Source organism: Streptomyces sp. Xyl84 (genome assembly GCF_059731885.1).
In genome coordinates, this window is the sequence record NZ_AP029182.1 from 2129701 (window position 1) to 2151831 (window position 22131).

The following is a 22131-nucleotide window of genomic DNA, read 5'->3' on the forward strand; positions in this document are numbered from 1 at the left end:
CCCCGCCTCACTCCGCCTCCGCCTCCAGGTCCTTCTTCAGGCGGGTGATGCCGGCGACCCGGTAGGCGTCGGCCTCCTCCAGCGTCTCGTTCTCCAGCAGGGCCTCGGCCAGCGCGTCCAGTTGCGGCCGGTGCTCGCGCAGTTTGCGGCACGCCTCGTCGTAGCACTCGTCGACGATGCGCCGCATCTCGGTGTCGATGGCGTCCAGGGTCTGCGGCGCGGCGGAGAGCCCGTAGGCCTGCTGGGCGTCGTTGGGCAGGGCGGACAGCCGGCCCAGGTGCTCGCTCATCCCCCAGCGGGCCACCATCCCGCGCGCGATGTTGGTGACCTGTTCCAGGTCGCTCTCCGAACCGGTCGTGATGACGTCGTAGACGACGTGCTCGGCCGCCATGCCGCCGAGCGCGCCGATGATCCGGCCGCGCAGGTACTCCTCCGTGTACGCGTACTTGTCCGACTCCGGTGTGGACAGGGTCACGCCGAGCGCCCTGCCGCGCGGGACGATGGTGATCTTGCGGACCGGGTCGGCGCCGGGCTGGAGCATGCCGAGCAGGGCGTGGCCGCTCTCGTGGTAGGCGGTGCGCCGGCGTTCCTCCTCGGGCATCACCAGGGCGCGTTCGGCGCCGAGCTGCACCTTCTCCAGCGCCTCGGAGAAGTCGGCCTGCGTCACCTCGCGCTGGCGCCGCTTGACCGCGAGCAGGGCGGCCTCGTTGGCGAGATTGGCCAGTTCCGCACCGGTCATGCCCGGGGTCGTACGGGCCACCCGGACCAGGTCCACGCCCGGCGCGAGGGGGATCTCACGGGTGTGGATGCGCAAGATGGCCTCGCGGCCGCCGCGGTCGGGGGGCGCGACGCTCACCACCCGGTCGAACCGGCCGGGCCGGGTGAGCGCGGGGTCCAGGACGTCGGCGCGGTTGGTCGCTGCCAGCACGATCACGCCCTCGGAGCCGGAGAAGCCGTCCATCTCGGTCAGGATCTGGTTCAGGGTCTGTTCGCGCTCGTCGTGCCCGCCCATCGACGCGCCGCCGCCGCGCGCCCGGCCGATGGTGTCGATCTCGTCGATGAAGACGATCGAGGGCGCCACCTTGCGTGCCTCCGCGAACAGTTCGCGTACCCGCGAGGCCCCGACGCCGACGATCATCTCGATGAACTCGGACGCGGACGCGGAGAAGAACGGCACGCCCGCCTCACCGGCGACGGCCCGCGCCAGCAGCGTCTTGCCGGTGCCGGGCGGCCCGGTGAGCAGCACACCGCGGGGCATCTTGGCGCCCATGCGGCGGTAGTCGTCGGGGTGCTTGAGGAAGTCGACGACGTCGTCCAGTTCGCCCTTGACCTCGTCGATGCCGGCCACGTCGGCGAACGTGGTGCGCTGGGTGCCGGGCTGCAGTTCGACCGGCCGCGGCGGTGTCTTGCGGCCCAGCAGGCCGCCGGGTCCGCCGAGGCCGGAGCCGATCCGCCGGGCGAAGAAGATCCACAGCGCGGCGATGACGACGATCGGGGCCAGCGACAGCAGCAGGTTGGACAGGAAGCTGCGCTCCTGGACGACGGGCTGCGCGGTCACCGTCACGTGGTGGCCGCTCAGGCTCTGCCAGAGCCGGTCGTCGGCGAAGGCGGGGCGCTGGGTCCTGAACTTGGTGTACGTGCCGTGGCCGCTCGGCCTGTCCCGGGCGCTCTTGAGCTGCCCCTGGATGGCGTCGCCCTTGGAGTAGATCTTGCTGACGTTGCCCGCGTCGACCTGCCTGCTGAACTCGGTGTACGAGATGGTCGGCTCGTTGCCGGTGCTGTAGTAGCTCAGCCCGCCGTAGGCCAGCAGGAAGACGATCACCGCGGTGACGAGCAGGCCCCACCACCGGCCGCGCATCCGTCTGCCGCCGGGCCGCCGGGGCGGCTCGTCCGGGGTGCCCTCGGTGCGCCACGGCTGGTCAGGGGCCTTGCGTGGTGGCGCGGCATTGCTCATATCTGGACGTTACGGCACTTGGCGGGCCCTGGCACGCGCTGAGGGCGCCCCCCGGGAGACAGGGGGGCGCCCTCAGTGTCCTGCGACGGCCGCGGCGGGCCGCGGTGGCCGTCAGCCCATGAACTTCTTGAACTCGTCGGGCAGCTCGAAGTCCTGGGCGCCCTGCTGCGGCAGGCCGAGGGCGCCGCCCTGGGCGGCCGCGGCGCGGCGCGCGGCCTCCTCCTGCTCCTGCTGCTTGCGCTTCATCGGGTTGCCCGAGCGCTGCTTGCCCTTGGCCTTCTTCGGCTGCTTCTTGCTGCGGCCGGGGCCGCCGCCCATGCCCGGGATCCCCGGCATGCCGGGCATGCCACCGCCCTGGGCCATGCGGGACATCATCTTGCGGGCCTCGAAGAACCGCTCCACCAGGTTCTTCACGGCGCTGACCTCGACACCGGAACCCTTGGCGATACGGGCGCGGCGCGAGCCGTTGATGATCGTCGGGTCCTGGCGCTCGCCGGGGGTCATGGACTTGATGATCGCGGCGGTGCGGTCGACGTCCCGCTCGTCGAGGTTGTTGATCTGGTCCTTGATCTGCCCCATGCCGGGCAGCATCCCGAGCAGCTTGCTGATGCTGCCCATCTTCCTGACCTGCTCCATCTGGGACAGGAAGTCGTCCAGGGTGAAGTCCTGGCCCTTCTTGGACGCCAGCTTGGAGGCCATCTTCTCGGCCTCTTCCTGACTGAACGTCTTCTCCGCCTGCTCGATCAGGGTGAGCAGGTCACCCATGTCGAGGATGCGGGAGGCCATCCGGTCCGGGTGGAAGGCGTCGAAGTCGTCGAGCTTCTCCCCGTTGGACGCGAACATGATCGGCTTGCCGGTGATCTGCCGGATCGACAGGGCGGCACCGCCGCGGGCGTCGCCGTCGAGCTTGGAGAGCACCACACCGTCGAAGCCGACGCCGTCGCGGAAGGCCTCCGCGGTGTTCACCGCGTCCTGGCCGATCATCGCGTCGACGACGAAGAGGATCTCGTCGGGCCGGACCGCGTCGCGGATGTCCGCGGCCTGCTGCATCATCTCCTGGTCGATGCCCAGGCGGCCGGCGGTGTCCACGACGACGATGTCGTGGACCTTGGACTTCGCGAAGTCGATGGAGTCCTCGGCGACCTTGACCGGGTCGCCCACGCCGTTGCCCGGCTCCGGCGCGTAGACCGCGACGCCGGCGCGTTCGGCGACGACGCTGAGCTGGTTGACGGCGTTCGGCCGCTGGAGGTCACAGGCGACCAGCAGCGGCGAGTGCCCCTGCTCCTTGAGCCACTTGCCGAGCTTTCCGGCCAGGGTGGTCTTACCAGCACCCTGCAGACCGGCCAGCATGATCACCGTGGGCGGCTGCTTGGCGAAGCGGAGGCGGCGGGTCTCGCCGCCGAGGATCGTGACCAGCTCGTCGTTGACGATCTTCAGGACCTGCTGGGCCGGGTTCAGGGCCCGGGAGACCTCGGCGCCCAGGGCGCGCTCCTTGACGTTCTTGATGAACGTCCGGACGACCGGGAGGGCCACGTCCGCTTCGAGGAGGGCGATGCGGATCTCGCGCGCGGTGGCGTCGATGTCCGCCTCGGAGAGCCGTCCCTTGCCGCGCAGGTTCTTGAAAGTCGCTGACAGGCGATCGGAGAGAGTGTCGAACACGGCGCTCGCGGTCCTCGGGGTCGGGGATGGCTTAAGGAATCGCCCTCCAGGGTATCCCGGCCGGGCAGAACCGGGTCACGGTCGGGCCCGCAGCGTCTCCTCCAGCCGCCGCGCCACGGAGAGCGCCTCCTCCTGCGGCAGCGGCTCGCCCGCCGGGCCCGTGGCGTAGAAGGCGTCCACCGCGTTGGCGCCGAGCGTGCTGACGTGGGCGCTGCGCACCCGTACCTTCGCCTCCTCCAGGGCGCGGCCGATGCGGAACAGCAGGCCCGGCGCGTCCTGGGCGCGGACCTCGATCACGGTGGCGTGCCGGGAGGCGGCCGGGGCGAGGGTCACGCGCGGCGGGGGCGCCACCACGCCCCGGCGGCGCGGGTGGGCGGCGTCGCGTTCGGCGAGCCGGGAGGCGATGTCCAGGGAGCCGTCCAGCGCCCGGACGAGGTCGGCGCGCAGCCGGGCGGCCTGGGGCAGCGAGCCGTACTCGGCGGCGACCCGCCAGTTCAGCAGCAGGACGGTGCGTTCGCCGAAGCCGTCGGGCAGGTCCACGGTCCGCAGTTCGGCGGTGCGGACGGTGAGGCGGTGCACGGCGAGCACCCCGGCGACGGCGGGCAGCACGCCGGGCTGGTCGGGGACGGCGATGAGAAGTTCCACGCCCAGTGGTTCGGCCGGGCCGGAGGGCTCCTCGGCGGGCGGGCTCCCCTGCGTGCGCAGGGCCAGGACCGGGCCGTCCGTGCGGTGCGCCTCGACGGCGAGGCGTTCCTGCTCGGCGGTGGGTTCGGCGGCGGGTCCGGAGCCGTCGGGCAGGTCCCCGGCGAGGACCGCGGCGACCCGGCGGACCAGGTCGGCGACGAGGGAGCCCCGCCAGGAGGACCAGGCGGCCGGGCCGGTGGCCAGCGCGTCCGCCTCGGTCAGCGCGTGCAGCAGCTCCAGGGTGCCGCGGGTGCCCACCGCGTCGGCGACCGCGCGGACGGTGGCCGGGTCGTCGAGGTCGCGCCGGGTGGCGGTCTCGACGAGCAGCAGGTGGTGGCGTACGAGGGTGGCGAGGACGGCGGCGTCGGCGGGGCCGAAGCCGATGCGCGCGGCGACGTCCGCGGCGATGGTCGCGCCGACGGCCGAGTGGTCGCCGGGCCAGCCCTTGCCGATGTCGTGCAGCAGCGCGGCGACCAGGAGCAGGTCGGGGCGGCCGACGCGGCGGGTGAGCGCGGAGGCGCGGACGGCCGTCTCGATGAGGTGGCGGTCGACGGTCCAGACGTGGACGGCGTTGCGCTGCGGGCGGCAGCGCACCCGTTCCCAGTCGGGCAGCAGCCGGGTGACCAGCCCTTCCGCCTCCAGGGCCTCCCAGACCTGCACGGCGGGCCGGCCGGAGCCGAGGAGGGTGACGAGTTGTTCGCGGGCCTCGGCGGGCCAGGGTGCGGGCAGGGGGCGCGTGGTGGCGGCGAGGTGGCGCACGGCGTGCAGGGAGAGCGGGAGACCGGCCTGTGCGGCGGCGGCCGCGGCGCGCAGGGGGAGGACGGGGTCGCGTTCGGGGCGCGCGGCGCGGGCGAGCACCGCTTCGCCCTCCTGTTCCACCACCCCTTCGGCGAGCGGGGTCCGCTCGGCGCCCTGCCTGCCACCGCCCAGCAGGGCGCGCAGCCGGGGCCGCACGGCGCGGGCCTTGAGTACGCGCCCCACTTCGCGCCAGGTGACGTCGCTCGCGTACGAGATGACGCGCGCCGCCTCGTACACCTGGCGCAGCAGGGTGTCGGCGTCGAGCAGGCCCAGCTCGGCGGCGACCTGGTCCTGCTCCTGCAGCGCGAGCCGGTCGCCGGCGCGGCCGGTGGCCAGGTGCAGGGCGTCGCGTACGTCGAGCAGCCGGCGGCGCGCGTCGGCGAGGCCTTCGCGGGGGGCGTCGGCCAGCCAGGAGGCGGCCACGGCGCGCAGGGCGGTGGCGTCGCGCAGGCCGCCGCGGGCCTCCTTGAGGTCGGGTTCCAGCAGGTACTGGAGTTCGCCCTGGCGTTCGGCGCGCTCGACGCACAGTTCCCGCAGTTCGGGGAGGCGGCGGGCGGCCTGGTTGCGCCAGTCGGTGAGGACCGCAGTGCGGAGGCCGGCGGTGAGGGCGGGGTCGCCGGCCAGGTGCCGGGCGTCGAGCAGGCCGAGCTGGACTCTGAGGTCGCCGCCGGCCGTTGCGCGTGCCTGGGCCGGTGTGCGTACCGAGTGGTCGAGATCGAGGCCGAGGTCCCACACGGGGTACCAGAGGCGGTCGGCCAGGGCGGCGACGGCGGACGGGTCGCCGTCGCCGTGCAGCAGGAGCAGGTCGAGGTCGCTGCGCGGGGACAGCTCGCCGCGGCCGTAGCCGCCGACGGCGACGAGGGAGACGCCGGTCAGGCCCTCGGCGTCGGCGGCGGCGGTGAACAGCCGCGCGAGCCAGTCGTCGGTGAGCTGTGCGAGGGCCGCGCGGCGCGGCGGCCCGGACCGCGCGTCCTCGGTGAGGAGGCGCAGCCGGGCCGCCGCGTAGCCGGCGGGTCGCGACGGGCCCGTCCCGTCCGTCCGGCCGGTCCGGCCGGTCAGATCGCTCTCGCTCTTGCCCGTCACCCGGTGACTCCTGTCCTCGATTCCTCGCCGAAGCCGTCAGAGCGCGTCGGGGCCGCGCTCGCCGGTGCGGACCCGGACCGCCGTGTCGACGGGCAGGGACCAGACCTTCCCGTCGCCGATCTTGCCCGTGCGGGCCGCCTTGACGACGACCTCGATCAGCTCTTCGGCGTCGTCGTCCTCGGCCAGCACCTCGATGCGGATCTTGGGCACCAGGTCGACGGTGTACTCGGCACCGCGGTAGACCTCGGTGTGTCCGCGCTGGCGGCCGTAGCCGCTGGCCTCGGTGACGGTGAGCCCGTGGACGCCGAAGGCCTGCAGGGCCTCCTTGATCTCGTCGAGCCGGTGGGGCTTGACGACGGCGGTGATGATCTTCATGCGTCCACCTTCTTGCTCGGCGTGCTCTGCTGGTCCGGCTTGCCCGGTGTGCTCTGCGGGTCCGGCCGGCTCTGCCGGCCCGCCGCGGCGGCGGCCAGGGCGGAGACGGTGCCCGCGACACCGCCGCCCGCGCCGCTGAAGTCGTAGGCCGTCTCGGCGTGCTCGGCCTGGTCGATGCCGGACACCTCCTCGTCCTCGGTGACCCGCATCCCGATCGTCCTGTCGATGAGGAAGGCGAGGACGGCGGAGGCGACCAGGGAGTAGGCGAGGACGGCGAAGACCCCGGCGCACTGCTTCCAGAACTGGTCCAGGCCGCCGCCGTAGAAGAGGCCCTTGACGTCGGACTGGCCGGTGCCGCTGGCGAAGAGGCCGACCAGGAGGGAGCCGATGATGCCGCCGACCATGTGGACGCCGACGACGTCGAGGGAGTCGTCGTAGCCGAACCGGTACTTCAGGCCGACCGCCATGGCGCACAGGACACCGGCGACGGCGCCGACCGCGATGGCGCCGAGCGGCGAGACCGCGCCGCCGGACGGGGTGATGGCGACCAGGCCGGCGACGGCGCCGGAGGCGGCGCCCAGCGTGGTGCACGCGCCGTGCCGGATCTTCTCGTAGCCGAGCCAGGCGAGCATGGCGGCGGCGGTGGCGATCTGGGTGTTGACGAACATCAGCGGGCCGACGCCGTCGTCGTTGCCGAGCCAGGAGCCGGCGTTGAAGCCGAACCAGCCGAACCACAGCAGTCCCGCGCCGAGCATCACCAGGGGGAGGCTGTGCGGGCGCATCGGGTCCTTCTTGAAACCGGACCGCCTGCCGATGACGAGGATCACGCCGAGCGCCGCCGCACCGGCGTTGATGTGCACCGCGGTGCCGCCGGCGAAGTCGATCACGCCGAGGTCGAAGGCCCAGCCGCCGCTGCCCCAGACCCAGTGGGCGACCGGGAAGTACACGATCGTCGCCCACAGCACCACGAACAGCGACCAGGCGGTGAACTTCACCCGGTCCGCCAGCGCACCGCTGATCAGTGCCGGGGTGATGACCGCGAACATCAGCTGGAAGACGGCGAAGACGAAGACCGGGATGGTGTAGCCGGGCCACAGGTCGGCCTTGCCGATCCCGGAAAAGCCGACGAAGCCGGAGGTCCAGCCGACGAGGGAGCCCTTGTCGGTGCCGAAGGCGATCGAGAAGCCGTAGAGCACCCACAGGAGGGTGATGATCCCGAGGCTGATGAAGCTCATCATCAGCATGTTCAGGGTGCTCTTGACGCGGACCATGCCTCCGTAGAAGAAGGCCAGGCCCGGGGTCATGAGCATCACCAGGGCGGAACAGATCAGCATGAAGCCTGTGTTGGCGGACGACAGCTTCGGTGCGTCCGCCGCAAGCATGATGGCTGGTGCCATCGGCGTCTCCTCGTCGGTTGGTACGGCCCCGTGCGGGCGAAGCCTGGCGGCCCCGGCAGCGATGCCGGGGGATGAGGGGTGGGCCGGTTCTGCGCGACGAGATTCGCGCAGCGCGGTTTCCGTGGACGCCCCTCGTTGTTTCGCCGGGGTGACGAAGACGCCTGGTGTGTTACGCGTCGGTGAATTGCGGGCGGACGGCGAACCGGCCGCGACGGCCTTCCGGTGACCTGGCACGGGGGAGCCGGGTCGGGCGGTTCGGGAGGGCCGGCCGCGGCCGGGGTTCTGGGGCCTGCCCGCAGGCCCGGTCAGACCGCCTGGGCGGTCTCGGGGAGTTCGGCGGCGAGCTGCTCGGTCAGGTCGATGACCTCACCGAGGTCGCCGTAGTCGCGTACGGCGTTGTCGACGGTCTTGCGGATACGGGTGTTCACGCGCTCGGAACGGACCTTCTTGGCCACCTCCATCGCGTGCGCGGCATAGCGCGTGCTCTGCTCGGGCTCGCGCTGCAGGAGGTGGACGGTGGCCATGCCGATCAGGTTCAGCGCGTAGGAGCGCTGGTGTTCGGCGTCCTCGGCGAAGAGCTGCACGGCCTTCTCCATCAGCGGCTCGGCCAGCGACGCGTAGGTGGGGCTGCGGCCCGCGACGTAGGCGAGGTCGCGGAAGGAGTGGGAGTTCTCGCCGTACAGCTCGGCCTCGGAGAAGAAGCGGATCCAGTCGGGGTCGGGCTCGTCCCAGTCGTCCACGTCGGTGAAGGCGTCCTCGGCCATCCGCACCGCCCGCTTGCACTTGCCGGGCTGGCCCATGTTGGCGTAGGCGCGGGCCTCCATCGCATACAGCATGGACTGCGTGCGCGGACTGGCGCAGTCGCGGCTGCCGTACTGCGCGAGGTGGATCAGCTCCAGGGCGTCGTCGGGGCGGCCCAGGTGGATCATCTGGCGGCTCATGCTGGACAGCACGTAGGAGCCGAGCGGCTTGTCGCCGGCCTCCTTGGCGGCGTGCAGGGCGAGCACGAAGTACTTCTGGGCGGTGGGCTGGAGCCCGACGTCGTAACTCATCCAGCCGGCCAGTTCGGCCAGTTCCGCGGCGACCTTGAACAGGCGCCGGGTGGTGCCCTCCGACTGGGGCTCCTGGAGGAGGTCGGTCACCTCGTGCAGCTGGCCGACGACGGCCTTGCGGCGCAGTCCGCCGCCGCACTGGGCGTCCCACTTGCGGAACATCACCGTGGTGCTCTCCAGCAGCTCCAGCTCGGGGCGGGAGAGGCGGCCGGGGCGGCGGGCCGCGGCGGCCGGCTCGGGGGGCGCCGGCGGGGCCGGGGGCGAGGGGACCAGCCAGCGCTGGAGCGGTTCGATGAGGGAGGGGCCGGCGGACAGCACCAGGGAGCTGCCGAGGAAGCCGCGCCGGGCCAGCATCAGGTCGCTGCGGGAGAACTCGCTGAGCAGGGCGACGGTCTGGGGGCCCGTCCAGGGCAGGTCGACACCGGTCGCGGAGGGCGTCTGGCGGGCCGTGCGCAGCCCGAGGTCCTCCACGGAGACGACGCAGCCGAAGCGCTCGGAGAACAGCTCGGACAGGATCCGCGGGATCGGCTCGCGCGGGTTCTCCCCGTCCAGCCAGCGGCGCACGCGCGAGGTGTCGGTGGAGATGTGGTTCGCTCCCAGCTGGCGGGCCCGGCGGTTGACCTGGCGGGCCAGTTCCCCCTTGGACCAGCCGCTGCGCACGAACCACGAGGCGAGCAGCTCGTTCTGGCGCTTGTCCGCACTCGCTGCGTTCGTCCCGCCACCGCCGTTGCCGCTCACTGGAACGCCCCCACTCCTGAACCACTTGTCGCCGAGTGCGCCAAGCCCTATCAGAATGCCGGTCGGCACCGCCTTCCGTCCGGCGGTCGCCACCCTTCGAACGGACTGCCGACTTGCCTCCGGCATACCCACGAGCGCATGTGCCCCCAGGACTCGCACACTCACCGTAATCCTACGATCACGGGCCCAGCCATGGCGATTTCAGAAACGCCACCATTCGCCACCCCAACGAATGAACTCTCGGTGGCGTTGGCGCGATTCACTTGACATAGGACAACCGCGACGGGGCGGAGCGGTGCACCACCAGGCGCGTGCCGTCCCGCGCACCACCCGGGTCACTTCCGGGCGCCGCCCGCACCGGACGGCGACGGGACGCCGCGGGGACAGAGCGTCACGTTCCGCATCCGCCTCGTAACCATCGGGGGGACGGATCCGTTGGAGGGGGCATGGGGTTCACGATCGGCGGCATTCGCGAGATCCGCTCCGGCGCGCGGCGGCGCGGCCGGTCGTACCGCTCGTCGGAGTGCACCGCGGTGGCCGAGTACACGGGACTGTGGGGCTGGGACGTGGTGCGCGGCGCGCGGGCCGTGGGCGGCGCGTGTTCCTGCGGGCGCACGGACTGCCCGGCCCCGGGGGCGCACCCGCTGGAGTTCGCACCCCGCATCCCGGCCGGGGCCACGCTGGACGAGGTGAGCCGGGCGTGGGCCAAGCTGCCGGGGGCCTCGGTGATGCTGGCGGTCGGGCGCGCGTTCGACGCGATCGAGGTCGCCGAGCCCGCCGGACGCAGCGCCCTGGCCCGGATGGAGCGCATGGGGCTGCCCCTCGGCCCGGTGACGGCGACCCCGGACGGCCGCGTCCACTTCTTCGTCGCCCCCGGCGCCGCCGCCGAGCTGCCCGCACTCCTCTACCGCATGGGCTGGGACGACCCCGCCTCCCTCGACCTGCGCGGCCTCGGCCCGGGAACGTACCTCACGGCGCCGCCCTCCGACCGGGGCGGCCGGGGCCCCGCCCGCTGGCTCCGCTCCCCCGCGCTCGACACGGCCGACCCCCCGGAGGCCCGCCTGCTGCTGGGCACGCTGGCGTATGTGGCGCACCGGTCCCGGGGGTAGGGCTGCCGGGGGCCGGTGCGGTCCGTCGGTGAGGGCTCCCGGGACCGGTGCGGTCCGTTCCGCCCGGCCCGGAGGGTGCCCGCGCAGGACGGTTCCTCCGGTCGGGTGACGGGGCGGCCCCGTACGATCGCCGGATGACGATCACCTACGAGTGGCGGGGCGAGGTCGAGGACGCCGCGCTGGACGCGCTGCACGCCGGGGGTTTCGGGTATCCGGCCGGCCGGGGCGAGTGGCGGGAGCGGCTGCTGCGGCACAGCCTCGGCTGGGTCTGCGCCCGCCGGGACGGCCGCCTGATCGGCTTCGTCAACGTCGCCTGGGACGGCGGGGTCCACGCCTTCCTGCTGGACACGGTGGTGGCCCCGGACCACCGGTCGCACGGGGTCGGGGCCGAGCTGGTCGCGACGGCGGCCCGGCAGGCGCGCGCCGCCGGGTGCGCGTGGCTGCACGTCGACTACGAGGCCGGCCTGCGCCCCTTCTACATCGACGCGTGCGGCTTCCGGGAGACGGCGGCCGGGCTGCTCGCCCTGTGAGGCGGCGGCGGCCGGACTGCCCGCCCTGCGAGGGCGCGGCGGCCGGTCTCACCACGCCGCGAATGAAGAACCGGGCGGCGGCCGGTCTCACCGCGCCGCGAAAGAAGAAGAACCGGGCGGCATCCGGCGCACACGGCAGCGGCGCCCGTCCCCACCGGATTCCGGGGGCGGGCGCCGCTGTCGGTGCGGGCGCGGGCCGGCGGGCGGCCCGCGGTCGTGCCGGCCGTCAGTCGCCGATCAGGGCGTCGACGAACGCCTCCGGCTCGAAGGGCGCCAGGTCGTCCGCGCCCTCGCCGAGGCCGATCAGCTTGACCGGGACGCCCAGCTCACGCTGGACCGCGACCACGATGCCGCCCTTGGCGGTGCCGTCGAGCTTGGTCAGCACGATGCCGCTGATGTCCACGACCTCGGCGAAGACCCGGGCCTGGACCAGGCCGTTCTGCCCCGTGGTGGCGTCGAGCACCAGCAGGATCTCGTCCAGCGGGGCCTGCTTCTCGACGACGCGCTTGACCTTGCCCAGCTCGTCCATGAGCCCGGTCTTGGTGTGCAGCCGGCCGGCGGTGTCGATGAGCACCACGTCGGAGCCCATCTCCTTGCCCTCCTTCACCGCGTCGAAGGCGACGGAGGCGGGGTCGCCGCCCTCCGGACCGCGCACGGTGTAGGCACCGACCCGCTCGCCCCAGGTCTGGAGCTGGTCCGCGGCGGCGGCACGGAAGGTGTCGGCGGCGCCGAGGACGACGCTGCGGCCGTCCGCGACCAGGACCCGGGCGAGCTTGCCGGTGGTGGTGGTCTTGCCGGTGCCGTTGACGCCGACGACCATCACGATGCCGGGCTTGCCGGTGGCGGGCTCGGTCTTCACCGTACGGTCCAGGTCGGGGCCGACCAGGGTGAGCAGCTCCTCGCGCAGCAGGGCGCGCAGTTCCTCGGGGGTGCGGGTGCCGAGCACGCGGACGCGTTCGCGCAGCCGGTCGACCAGCTCCTGGGTGGGCTGCACGCCGACGTCGGCGGTCAGCAGGGTGTCCTCGATCTCCTCCCAGGTGTCCTCGTCGAGGTGCTCGCGGGACAACAGGGTGAGCAGGCCCTTGCCCAGGGCGTTCTGCGACCGGGAGAGACGGGCGCGCAGCCGGACCAGGCGGCCGGCGGTGGGCTCGGGAACCTCGATCTCGGGGCCCGGGAGTTCCTCGACGACGGGCGGCTCCTCCACGGCGGTGGGGGCCGAGCCGCCCGGAAGGTCCACCTCCTCGATCGTCCGCCGCGGCTCCTCGCGCGGCGTCTCGGCCTCGTCGCCGACGTGCGGTTCGGCCGGAGGGGCGGCGGTGATGTCGGGCGGGCTGGGCGGTGGCGGGGGCAGCGGCTTCCTCCGCCGGCTGCCGACGACGAGCCCGCCGAGCGCGCCGAGCACCACCACGGCGATGACTACAGCAAGGATGATGGTTTCCATAACGCGTCCAGTATCAGCCATGGCCCCCGGCCCGAGGCGGCTTGTGGCTTCATCCGAGAGACAAACGCCACCTAAAGACGCGAATAGTATCAAAGTACGATGGTGGTGGGCGGGTCAACACGCGTAGAGTCCCGACATCGCCGCCCCCGACGGCGCCCGCCGCTCCCCCCGCGAGCCGCACCCCACCCCCACGAACGAGGCACGGACCCTTCTTCATGAGCAAGACCGCCGAGGGCGAAGGCGCCCTGGAGACCCGCGGCATCGAACAGGTGCCCGACCATGAGCGCACCGCACGGACCCGCGAACTGTTCCCGACCTGGGTCGGCGCCAACATCAGCGTGCTGCTGCTCACCATGGGCGCGAGCCTCGTCGTGGCGTACCACCTCAACTTCTGGCAGGCGCTCGTCTGCGCCGCCGCCGCGCCCGTGGTGTCGTACGGCCTGGTGGGGCTCATCGGAATCGCGGGCAAGCGCGGCGGCGCGCCCGGCATGGCGCTGTCCCGCGCGGTCTTCGGCCAGCGCGGCAACCTGCTGCCCGGTTCGCTGATCTGGGTCGCCCGCTGGGGCTGGGAAACGATCAACGCGGTGACCGGCGCCTACGCGATGCTCAGCGTGCTGGACATCGTCTTCGGGCTGAAGGCGAACAGCGTGCTCGACCTGGTGATGCTGCTGATCTTCGTCGTCGCCACGTTCGCGATCTCCGGCCTCGGCATCAACGCCGTCCAGAAGTGCAACAAGTACGCGACCTACCTCTTCGGCCTCTTCTCCGTCCTGGTGCTGGTCTACCTGATCGTCGACACCGACTGGTCGAAGGTGTTCGCGCACTCCGCGGGCTCCACGGCCGCGGTGATCACCGGCATCGGCATGATCGCGGCGGGCGGCGTCAGCTGGATCCCGACCGCTCCGGACTTCACCCGCTACCTGCCGCGCACCGCCTCGTCCAGGGCGATCGTGGGCACCTCGGTGGGCGGCGCCGGCATCGTCGTCCTGCCGATGGTGCTGATGGGCGCCGTGATGGCGGTCTCCACGCCCGACCTGGCCTCGGCCTCCGACCCGGTCTCCTTCCTCGGCGAGATCCTGCCGACCTGGATCGCGGTGCCGTACCTGCTGATCGCGCTGATCGGCATGCTGCTGATCAACTCGATGTCGATGTACTCGGCGGGCTTCACCGCGCAGACCCTCGGCTTCAAGGTGCCGCGGCACTGGGCGGTCTCGGTCAACGCGGTGATCTCGCTGGCCTTCGGCGGGGTGCTGATGCTGGTGGCGACCAGCTTCATGGGGTCGTTCATCGCCTTCCTGTCGCTGCTCGCGGTGGCCTTCTCCGCCTGGGTCGGCGTCTTCGGCGCGGACATGCTGCGGCGCACCGAGTACGACGGCGCCGCCATGGCCGACACGACGCGGACCAGCGCCTACTGGTACAAGGGCGGCTTCTCGCCCGCCGCGGTGGCCGCCTGGGCGATCGGCCTGGCCGCCGGTCTGATGTTCACCACGTCCGACTGGTTCACCGGCCCGCTCGCCCACAACAACGTCATCGGCGAGTACGGCCTCGGCTGGGTCGCCACGATCGTGATCTCCGGTCTGCTGTACCTGGTGCTGCCCAAGCCGGCGGTGGTGAATCCGGGCGCCGCGGACGCACGGTCCGCCGAGCGGCAGGAGTCGCTCGCCCTCTGACCCGAGCCGCGCCGCTCGCCGGCCGGCCCGCTCCCCCACCCCCTCCGCTGCCCGGCAGCGGAGGGGGTTTCGTCCTGCCCTCCCGCGCCGGCGTGGCCGCAGGACCACACCGCGGAGGACCACGACGACCCGGCCGGTCCGCCGTCCTGGCCTCCGGCGGCGGTGCGGGGCCGCGCACCGTACGGCCCCTGCGGCGCGTGTCCTGTCCCAGGCGCGCGGCGGCAAACGGACGCGGGTGGGAGGCCGGGGCGCCGGCCGAGTTCCTGGACGAAGGTCGCGTCGCCGCGGACGGGGGCGCCGCGCAGGGCCGTAAGGCTGCGGGCGAGGCGGCTGCGCGCTCCCGCTCGGACGTGACGGCCGCCGCCGGCCGAGTTCCTGTACGGAGGTCGCGTCGCCCCGGACCGGGGCGCCGCGCAGGGCCGTAGGACTGCGGCCGGGGCGGCTACGCGCTCCCACCCGGACGGGATGGCCCCCGGCTGCGGAGTTCCTGGACGGAGGTCGCGTCGCCGCGCTCCCGCACGGACGTGACCGTCGCCGCCGTCGCAGGCCCTCGGACGGCCGGGAAGCGCGCGGCCCGAATCCCGGCCCGCGACGGGACGGGCGGGACGGGACGGCATCGAGGCGGCGGCCCGGGAACCGGCCGGGGGTGATGGGTGCCCTCGTCCGGTGACGTGCGGAAAAACCGCCGCCCCCGCTCGGCGGTGACCGAGTGGGGGCGGCGGACGGTTCGAGGAGAGGGGCAGCGGGGACTTTGGCCCTTCTCCTCGGGCTCGGGGACCTCTTCCGAGGCTCAGCCCATCTCCTCCAGTGCCTTGCCCTTCGTCTCCTTGACGAACTTCAGGACGAACGGGATGGAGAGGGCGGCGAAGACCGTGTAGATCACGTAGGTACCGGACAGGTTCCAGTCGGCCAGCGACGGGAAGCTCGCCGTGATGGCCCAGTTGGCGATCCACTGCGCGGAGGCGGCCACACCCAGGGCGGCGGCACGGATCCGGTTCGGGAACATCTCGCCGAGGAAGACCCACACGACCACGCCCCAGGACAGGGCGAAGAAGAGGACGAACACGTGGGCGGCGACCAGGGCGACCCAGCCCTGGGTGGCGGGCAGCTTGCCGTCGACCAGGTGGTACGAGAACGCCCACGCCTCCAGGGCGAGACCGACGACCATGCCGACCGAGCCGATGAGGGCGAGCGGCTTGCGGCCGATGCGGTCGACGAAGATCATCGCGATCACGGTGCCGATGATGTTGATGATCGACGTCGTGAAGGAGTAGAAGAACGACTGCGTCGGGTCGACACCGACCGACTGCCACAGCGTCGAGGAGTAGTAGAACGCGACGTTGATGCCGACGAACTGCTGGAAGACCGACAGGCCGATACCGATCCAGACGATCGGCTTGAAGAAGAAGCCGCCACCGAGCAGGTCCTTGAAGGTGGACTTGTGCTCGCGCCGCATGGCGTTCTCGATCTCGGTCACCCGGGCGTCGAGGTCGGTCTTCTCGCCCTCGACCTCGGCGAGGATCGCACGGGCCTTGTCGCGGCGGCCGACGGAGAGCAGGAAGCGCGGGGACTCGGGGATGGCGAAGGAGAGCAGGCCGTACAGGACGGCCGGGACGACCATCACGCCGAGCATGACCTGCCAGGCCTCCAGGCCCATCAGCTTGCCGCGCTGGTCGCCGCCGGCGGCGTTGAGCAGGCCCCAGTTGACCAGCTGCGAGATGGCGATACCGACGACGATCGCGGCCTGCTGGAAGGAGCCGAGCCGGCCCCGGTAGGCGGGCGGGGCGACCTCGGCGATGTAGGCGGGGCCGATCACGGAGGCCATGCCGATGGCGAAGCCGCCGATGATGCGCCACAGCGCCAGGTCCCACAGGGCGAACGGCAGGGCCGAGCCGACGGCGCTGATGGTGAACAGGACGGCGGCGATCTGCATGCAGCGGATGCGGCCGATCCGGTCGGCGATGCGGCCCGCGGTGGCGGCGCCGACGGCGCAGCCGATCAGCGCGATGGCGATGACCTGGGCCAGCGCGGCGGGGCCGATGTCGTAGCGGTCCCGGATGGCCTCGACGGCGCCGTTGATCACGGAGCTGTCGTAGCCGAAGAGGAACCCGCCCATGGCGGCCGCCGCCGCGATGAAGATGACATGCCCGAGATGATCGGGATGAGCCGTACCGGCTCCTGGCTTCGGCGCCTGCGCTGTGCTGGTCACGTGTACTCCTCGGGCACTCCGGCAGCGCTGCCGGGGTGGGGTCAGCCCTCCCGGGTCTTGAGACCCTGAAGGTGAAAGCAACGTTGCAGAGACTATGCCTTCAAGTTTCGAAGTCAATACTTCTTCTGCTGTGAGTTTGACCCGCCCGCGTGGCGGGCTTGCATTCAAGTGTTGAAATCAAGTAGCGGGACATGCTCCGACTACCCCGAAGCCGCGCGGACACGCGAAGGAGCGCGAGGCGCACGCGCGCGCGGGAACGCGGGGCCGGGGCCCGGTCGGCGTGCACGTTCACGCCGGCGCCGGCGTGAACGCGGTCGCCCCGGACTCGATCGCTGCGGACGTGCCTGTTCAGCGGAGCCGCTGGCTGATGACCTTCGACACACCGTCGCCCTGCATGGAGACGCCGTACAGGGCGTCGGCCACTTCCATGGTGCGCTTCTGGTGCGTGATCACGATGAGCTGCGAGGCCTCCTGCAGCTCCTGCATGATGCGGATGAGCCGCTGGAGGTTGGTGTCGTCGAGGGCCGCCTCGACCTCGTCCATGACGTAGAACGGGCTCGGGCGGGCCTTGAAGATCGACACGAGCAGCGCGACGGCGGTCAGCGAGCGCTCGCCGCCGGAGAGCAGGGAGAGCCGCTTGACCTTCTTGCCCGGCGGGCGCGCCTCGACGTCGACGCCCGTGGTCAGCATGTTGTCCGGGTCGGTCAGCACGAGACGGCCCTCGCCGCCCGGGAAGAGCCGGCCGAAGACGCCTTCGAACTCCCGTGCGGTGTCCCGGTAGGCCTCGGTGAAGACCTGCTCGACGCGCTCGTCGACCTCCTTGACCACCTGCAGCAGGTCGGCGCGGGTCTTCTTCAGGTCCTCCAGCTGCTCGCTGAGGAACTTGTGGCGCTCCTCCAGGGCGGCGAACTCCTCCAGGGCCAGCGGGTTGACCTTGCCGAGCTGCTGGTAGGCCCGCTCGGCGGCCTTCAGCCGCTTCTCCTGCTCGGCGCGGACGAAGGGGCGGGGCCGGTTGCGGGGGTGCTCCGGGTCCTCCGGCAGCTCCTCCCCCTCGGCCGGCAGCGAGGGCGGTACGGGCTGGTGCGGCCCGTACTCCGCCACCAGGCCCGCCGGTTCGACGCCCAGCTCCTCCAGCGCCCGGGCCTCCAGTTGCTCGATGCGCAGCCGCTTCTCCGCGCCGAGCACCTCGCCCCGATGGACGGAGTCGGTCAGCTTGTCGAGTTCGGCCTTCAGGTCGCGCCCTTCGGCGCGGGCAGCGGTCAGCTCCTGTTCCCGGTGCGCCTTGGCGGTCTCGGCGGCGGCCCGCTCCTGCTCCGCGCGGGCCAGGGAGACCTCGACGTGCGCCAGCAGTTGCCGCGCCCCGGCGCCGACGGCCTCGGCGACGGCCGCCTCGTGGCGCAGCCGGGCGTGCCGCTGTTCGGCACGCGCGCGTGCCTCGCGTTCGGCGCGGGCGGCCCGGTCCAGGGAGTCGGCCCGGCCGGCCAGGCCCCTGACCCGTTCCTCGTGCGTACGGACCTGGAGACGGGCCTCCATCTCGGTCTGCCGGGCGTTGGCGCCGTCGGCGGCCAGCCGGTCCCGTACGTAGGTGTCGGGCTCCTCCTCGACCGGTGTCTCCTCGGCGACGGCGAGCCGTTCGGCGAGTTCCTCCACCTCCTGCCGGGCCCGGTCCAGGGCCTCCTGGGCGCGGGCAGCGGCGGCCGTCGACCGCTCGGCCTCCCCGGCGGCGCCGCGCGCCTGACCGGCGAGCCGCCCGAGCTGCTGTGCCACCGCCGACTTCTCCCGGTCGGCCGCGCGCCGGCGCTCGCCCAGTTCCTCGACGAGCGCGGCGCACTCCCCGCGCCGCCCGGCGGCCCGCTGCTGGGCTTCGGCCGACTCGGTGCAGCGCAGGGCGAGGTCCGCCAGCTCGGCCGCCGCCTCGTCGACGGACGCCTGCACTTCGAGGAGGCTGGGCGCCCCGGCCGAACCGCCCTGCGCGAAGTGCGCCCCGAGCAGGTCGCCCTCGGCGGTGACCGCGGTGAGCGCGGGGTGCGCGTAGACCAGGTCCTCGGCGTCCTCCAGGGTGCCGACCACGACGATGCCGTGCAGCAGCCGGCGTACGGCGGGCATGAGGTCGGCGGGCCCGCGCACGAGATCGGCGGCGAACCGGTGCCCGGCGGGCGGCCCGTCCCCGCCGGTCCGGGGGCCGGCCGCGAGGGGGCCGCGGCGAGCGTCGTCACCCGGACCGGTCCCGGCGGGAGCGCCGGAGGCCTCGGTCGAGCCGGTCACGGTGGGAGCGCCGGAGGCCGCCGCCGGGCCGGCCGCGCCAGTGGTGGCCCCTGCGCCGGGCGCGCCGGGCGGGTTCAGGTCGTCGCCGGGGCCGGGAGCGGGCTGGCGCGAGGGCTCCGGGGCTCCGGTGAGCAGCAGGGCCGCGCGGCCCGCGTCCTGTTTGCGCAGCAGGCGGATGGCGTCGGCCGCCGCGGCGGGGGTGGAGACCGCCAGGGCGTCGGCGGCGGCGCCGAGTGCTGCCGCCAGCGGGGTCTCGTAGCCCGGCGTGATCGTCAGGACCTCCGCCGCCGGGCCCAGCAGGCCCGTGAGCCGGTCGGTGGCGTCGAGCAGGGCGCCCGTGCCGTCCTTGCGGCGCAGCCCGAGGGCCAGGGCGTCGTGGCGGGCCTGGGTCGCCGCGCGCCGGCGTTCGGTGGCGGTGGCGGCCTCGCGGGCGGCGGTGAGGGCGGCGTCCGCCTCGGCCAGGGCGGCCTTCGCCGCGTCGTGCCGTTCGGCGAGGTCGTGGTCCTCGGCGTCGAGGCCGTCGACCTCGGCCTTGAGCGCCTCGTACTCCTCCTGGGCGCGTACGGCGCGTTCCTGGGCCTCGTCCCGGGCGGCGGCCAGGCGGTCGATCTCGGCCTGGGCGGAGGCGGCGCGGGAACGGGCCGCGTTCACCTGGCCGCTGAGCCGCGCCAGGCCCTCTCGGCGGTCGGCGATGGCGCGGGCGGCGTCCTTCAGGCGGCGTTCCTCGGCGGCGAGTTCGCGTTCCAGTTCGGCGCGGTGGGTGACGGTGTCCTCGAGCGCCCGCTGCGCCGCCTCCAGGGCAGCCTCCAGCTCGGCCTCCTGTTCGCGGACGCGGGCGGCCTCGCGCTCCAGGTCCTCCGGGTCGCGTCCGCGCCGTTCCTCGACGGGGGCCGAGGTCGCGCTCTTCACCCGGGCGTCGGCGAGCGAGACGGTGCCGCGGACGCGTTCGGCGAGCTGGGACAGCTCGTACCAGGTCTGCTGGGCGCGGGTCAGGCGCGGGGCGAGCCGGCGCACCTCGTCCTCCAGGAGCGCCTCCCGCTGGAGTGCCTTGCGCAGTTCGCGCTCGGCGCTCTCCTTGCGTTCCTTCAGCGCGGCCTCGTCGGCGACTTCGGCGCGCAGGGCCTCCTGGAGGCGTACGAGGTCGTCGGCGAGCAGGCGCAGGCGGGCGTCGCGCAGGTCGGCCTGGATGACGGCGGCCCGGCGGGCGACGGCCGCCTGGCGGCCCAGCGGCTTGAGCTGGCGGCGCAGTTCGTCGGTGAGGTCCTGGACGCGGGCGAGGTTCGCCTGCATCGCGTCCAGTTTCCTGAGCGCCTTCTCCTTGCGCTTGCGGTGCTTGAGGACGCCGGCGGCCTCCTCGATGAAGGCGCGGCGGCCCATCGGGTCGGCGTGCAGGACGGAGTCGAGCTGCCCCTGGCCGACGATGACGTGCATCTCGCGGCCGATGCCGGAGTCGGAGAGCAGTTCCTGGATGTCCAGCAGGCGGCAGGTGTCGCCGTTGATCTGGTACTCGCTGCCGCCGTTGCGGAACATGATCCGCGTGATGGTGACCTCGGCGTACTCGATGGGCAGGGCCCCGTCGGAGTTGTCGATGGTCAGCGACACCTCGGCGCGGCCCAGCGGCGGGCGGCCGGTGGTGCCGGCGAAGATGACGTCCTCCATCTTGCCGCCGCGCAGCGACTTGGCGCCCTGCTCGCCCATGACCCAGCTGAGCGCGTCCACGACGTTGGACTTGCCCGAGCCGTTCGGGCCGACGACGCACGTGATCCCCGGTTCGAACCGGAGCGTGGTCGCCGAGGCGAACGACTTGAACCCTCTCAGGGTCAGGGCTTTGAGGTGCACGCCGTCGGACTTTACCCGCCGCCGCTACCGCACTTCATGAACCCTCGCAACCGCGCGGTTTCACCCATGTACACGCAGGGCACACCAGACGTTGAAGAGACTGAAAGGATGCAGGGGGCAAGCAAGACCGGGCGCGGGCCGGGACCGGGCGAGCCGGACAGGGCCGAGGGGACCCAGGGGGAAGAGCGGGGGCAAGAAAGAAGGGACGCCGAAGCGTCCCTTGCAACTCTGACAACTGAGCGGTTGATACGGGCAGCCCAACCACTGTGTCGCTGTGCCGATGCAGTGATCAGGTGAGCGCAGGCTCCGCCTGGTGTGCGTCGACGCGCTCCATGATCCTGTCGTGAGAAGCGGCAGCCGCCAGCGCGTCGTTCTCCGCCTGGATTCGTACCAGCTCGGATTCCAGGTCCTGGACACGCTGCTGCAGCCTTCGCATCTCGGCGAGGAGTCGAGGGTCGGAGCCGCCGACGTAACCGAGAAGCGCCTTTGCCATGATGGATGGTCCTCCACAATGAGTGACCGACCGAAGCGGTTTGGGTCGTGAGGGATTCGCACCCGTGGTGCTTGGCACTGTTCAGTTTTTCGTGCCGTTCTTCCATGCCAAACAGCTGAGGTGCGCGGGCTTTCAGCGTCTCACCAAAAAGTTTGACGGTCAACACGATCACGCCCCGTACCGATGGGCGTCCCGGGGGCGCGCGACCGGAAATCGGTGGCGCTGCGGCTCCTGCGGGCCCCGGGGGGCGTGGCGATCATCCTGCCGTGCGGAGCGTGCCGCGGCAAGTGCCTCTCCGCAATCACCTGCCGTTTTCCCTTCGGGCCCATGCCGGTGGCAGGTGCGGTCCGCCGCTTCCCCGGCAGGCGGCGAGGCGGGCTCAGCGGATGGCGAAGCCGTCGTAGCCGCCGCGTGGTGTGTCCCAGATCTCGGTGACGCCGTCGACCCTGCCGGGCGTGTCGCTGCCCTCCAGCCAGGCCAGAAGGCGCTGGCAGGCCGTGCGGGACCCCTCGGCGACGACCTGGACGCGACCGTCGGCCAGATTGAGAGCAAAGCCGCTCAGGCCGCCGATCTCCAGGGCCGTGGCCCGCGTGAACCAGCGGAAACCCACGCCCTGGACTTGGCCGCGCACCCAGGCGACCAGTCGAACATCCTCGCTCATGACTGCAACCTAACCGGGCGGTGCCGTGCGGGGCACATCCGCCCCTGGCCCCGTGAGGTAGCACCCCGAGCGGAGACATCTCATATGAAACTCACTCGATCGAGTGACGCCGGTTGACCGGGCCGGCCCAGCGCCCGTGTCAGCCGCACCGCCGCACCAGCGGAGCGGGCCCCC

General features: G+C 72.7%; 14 protein-coding genes. 3 read left to right on the forward strand and 11 right to left on the reverse strand.

Annotated elements, in window-relative coordinates; genetic code table 11:
- Window positions 1–7 precede the first annotated feature (7 nt).
- From ftsH to nsdA, 6 genes are all read right to left on the reverse strand, one after another.
- Window positions 8–1954: an ATP-dependent zinc metalloprotease FtsH gene (gene ftsH / locus AC6I72_RS09015; RefSeq protein ID WP_498000331.1), complete on the reverse strand. Its 1947-nt coding sequence runs from the start codon at window positions 1952–1954 to the stop codon at window positions 8–10.
- A gap of 111 nt (window positions 1955–2065) precedes the next feature.
- Window positions 2066–3613, reverse strand: coding sequence for a signal recognition particle protein (gene ffh, locus AC6I72_RS09020; protein WP_498000332.1), 1548 nt, complete (start codon window positions 3611–3613; stop codon window positions 2066–2068).
- Between the two features lie 75 nt (window positions 3614–3688).
- On the reverse strand, window positions 3689–6154 hold the full coding sequence (locus AC6I72_RS09025; RefSeq protein WP_498004630.1) for a [protein-PII] uridylyltransferase: 2466 nt from the start codon (window positions 6152–6154) through the stop codon (window positions 3689–3691).
- Between the two features lie 60 nt (window positions 6155–6214).
- Window positions 6215–6553, reverse strand: coding sequence for a P-II family nitrogen regulator (locus AC6I72_RS09030; RefSeq protein WP_037862164.1), 339 nt, complete (start codon window positions 6551–6553; stop codon window positions 6215–6217).
- On the reverse strand, window positions 6550–7950 hold the full coding sequence (locus AC6I72_RS09035; protein WP_498000333.1) for an ammonium transporter: 1401 nt from the start codon (window positions 7948–7950) through the stop codon (window positions 6550–6552). Before AC6I72_RS09035 ends, AC6I72_RS09030 begins: the two co-directional genes overlap by 4 nt.
- 305 nt (window positions 7951–8255) lie before the next feature.
- Complete coding sequence (gene nsdA, locus AC6I72_RS09040; RefSeq protein ID WP_498000334.1) at window positions 8256–9740, reverse strand: transcriptional repressor NsdA; 1485 nt, start codon at window positions 9738–9740, stop codon at window positions 8256–8258.
- Between the two features lie 446 nt (window positions 9741–10186).
- Between nsdA and AC6I72_RS09045 the strand changes: the two genes are divergently transcribed.
- Both AC6I72_RS09045 and AC6I72_RS09050 read left to right on the forward strand, forming a co-directional pair.
- Complete coding sequence (locus AC6I72_RS09045; protein WP_498000335.1) at window positions 10187–10849, forward strand: bifunctional DNA primase/polymerase; 663 nt, start codon at window positions 10187–10189, stop codon at window positions 10847–10849.
- A 134-nt stretch (window positions 10850–10983) separates the two neighbouring features.
- Window positions 10984–11379 carry a GNAT family N-acetyltransferase gene (locus tag AC6I72_RS09050; RefSeq protein WP_498000336.1) on the forward strand — a complete coding sequence of 132 codons (396 nt, stop codon included), beginning with the start codon at window positions 10984–10986 and terminating at the stop codon, window positions 11377–11379.
- A 226-nt stretch (window positions 11380–11605) separates the two neighbouring features.
- On the opposite strand, the gene ftsY is transcribed toward AC6I72_RS09050, so the two are convergent.
- Window positions 11606–12820 carry a signal recognition particle-docking protein FtsY gene (gene ftsY / locus AC6I72_RS09055; RefSeq protein ID WP_498000337.1) on the reverse strand — a complete coding sequence of 405 codons (1215 nt, stop codon included), beginning with the start codon at window positions 12818–12820 and terminating at the stop codon, window positions 11606–11608.
- 215 nt (window positions 12821–13035) lie between these two features.
- On the opposite strand from ftsY, the gene AC6I72_RS09060 reads away from it, so the two are divergent.
- The gene (locus tag AC6I72_RS09060; RefSeq protein WP_498000338.1) at window positions 13036–14490 is read left to right on the forward strand and encodes a cytosine permease; all 1455 of its coding nucleotides are present in this window, start codon (window positions 13036–13038) and stop codon (window positions 14488–14490) included.
- A gap of 790 nt (window positions 14491–15280) precedes the next feature.
- Here the strand turns inward: AC6I72_RS09060 and AC6I72_RS09065 are convergent.
- The 4 genes from AC6I72_RS09065 to AC6I72_RS09080 all read right to left on the reverse strand — a co-directional run bounded on the left by AC6I72_RS09065 (window position 15281) and on the right by AC6I72_RS09080 (window position 21957).
- Window positions 15281–16699, reverse strand: a complete 1419-nt coding sequence (locus tag AC6I72_RS09065; protein WP_498000339.1) for a sugar porter family MFS transporter — start codon at window positions 16697–16699, stop codon at window positions 15281–15283.
- A gap of 348 nt (window positions 16700–17047) precedes the next feature.
- The gene (locus tag AC6I72_RS09070; RefSeq protein WP_498000340.1) at window positions 17048–20803 is read right to left on the reverse strand and encodes an SMC hinge domain-related protein; all 3756 of its coding nucleotides are present in this window, start codon (window positions 20801–20803) and stop codon (window positions 17048–17050) included.
- Between the two features lie 289 nt (window positions 20804–21092).
- Window positions 21093–21296, reverse strand: coding sequence for a hypothetical protein (locus tag AC6I72_RS09075; RefSeq protein ID WP_018567931.1), 204 nt, complete (start codon window positions 21294–21296; stop codon window positions 21093–21095).
- Between the two features lie 379 nt (window positions 21297–21675).
- On the reverse strand, window positions 21676–21957 hold the full coding sequence (locus tag AC6I72_RS09080) for an acylphosphatase (RefSeq protein WP_498000341.1): 282 nt from the start codon (window positions 21955–21957) through the stop codon (window positions 21676–21678).
- Window positions 21958–22131: the final 174 nt, after the last annotated feature.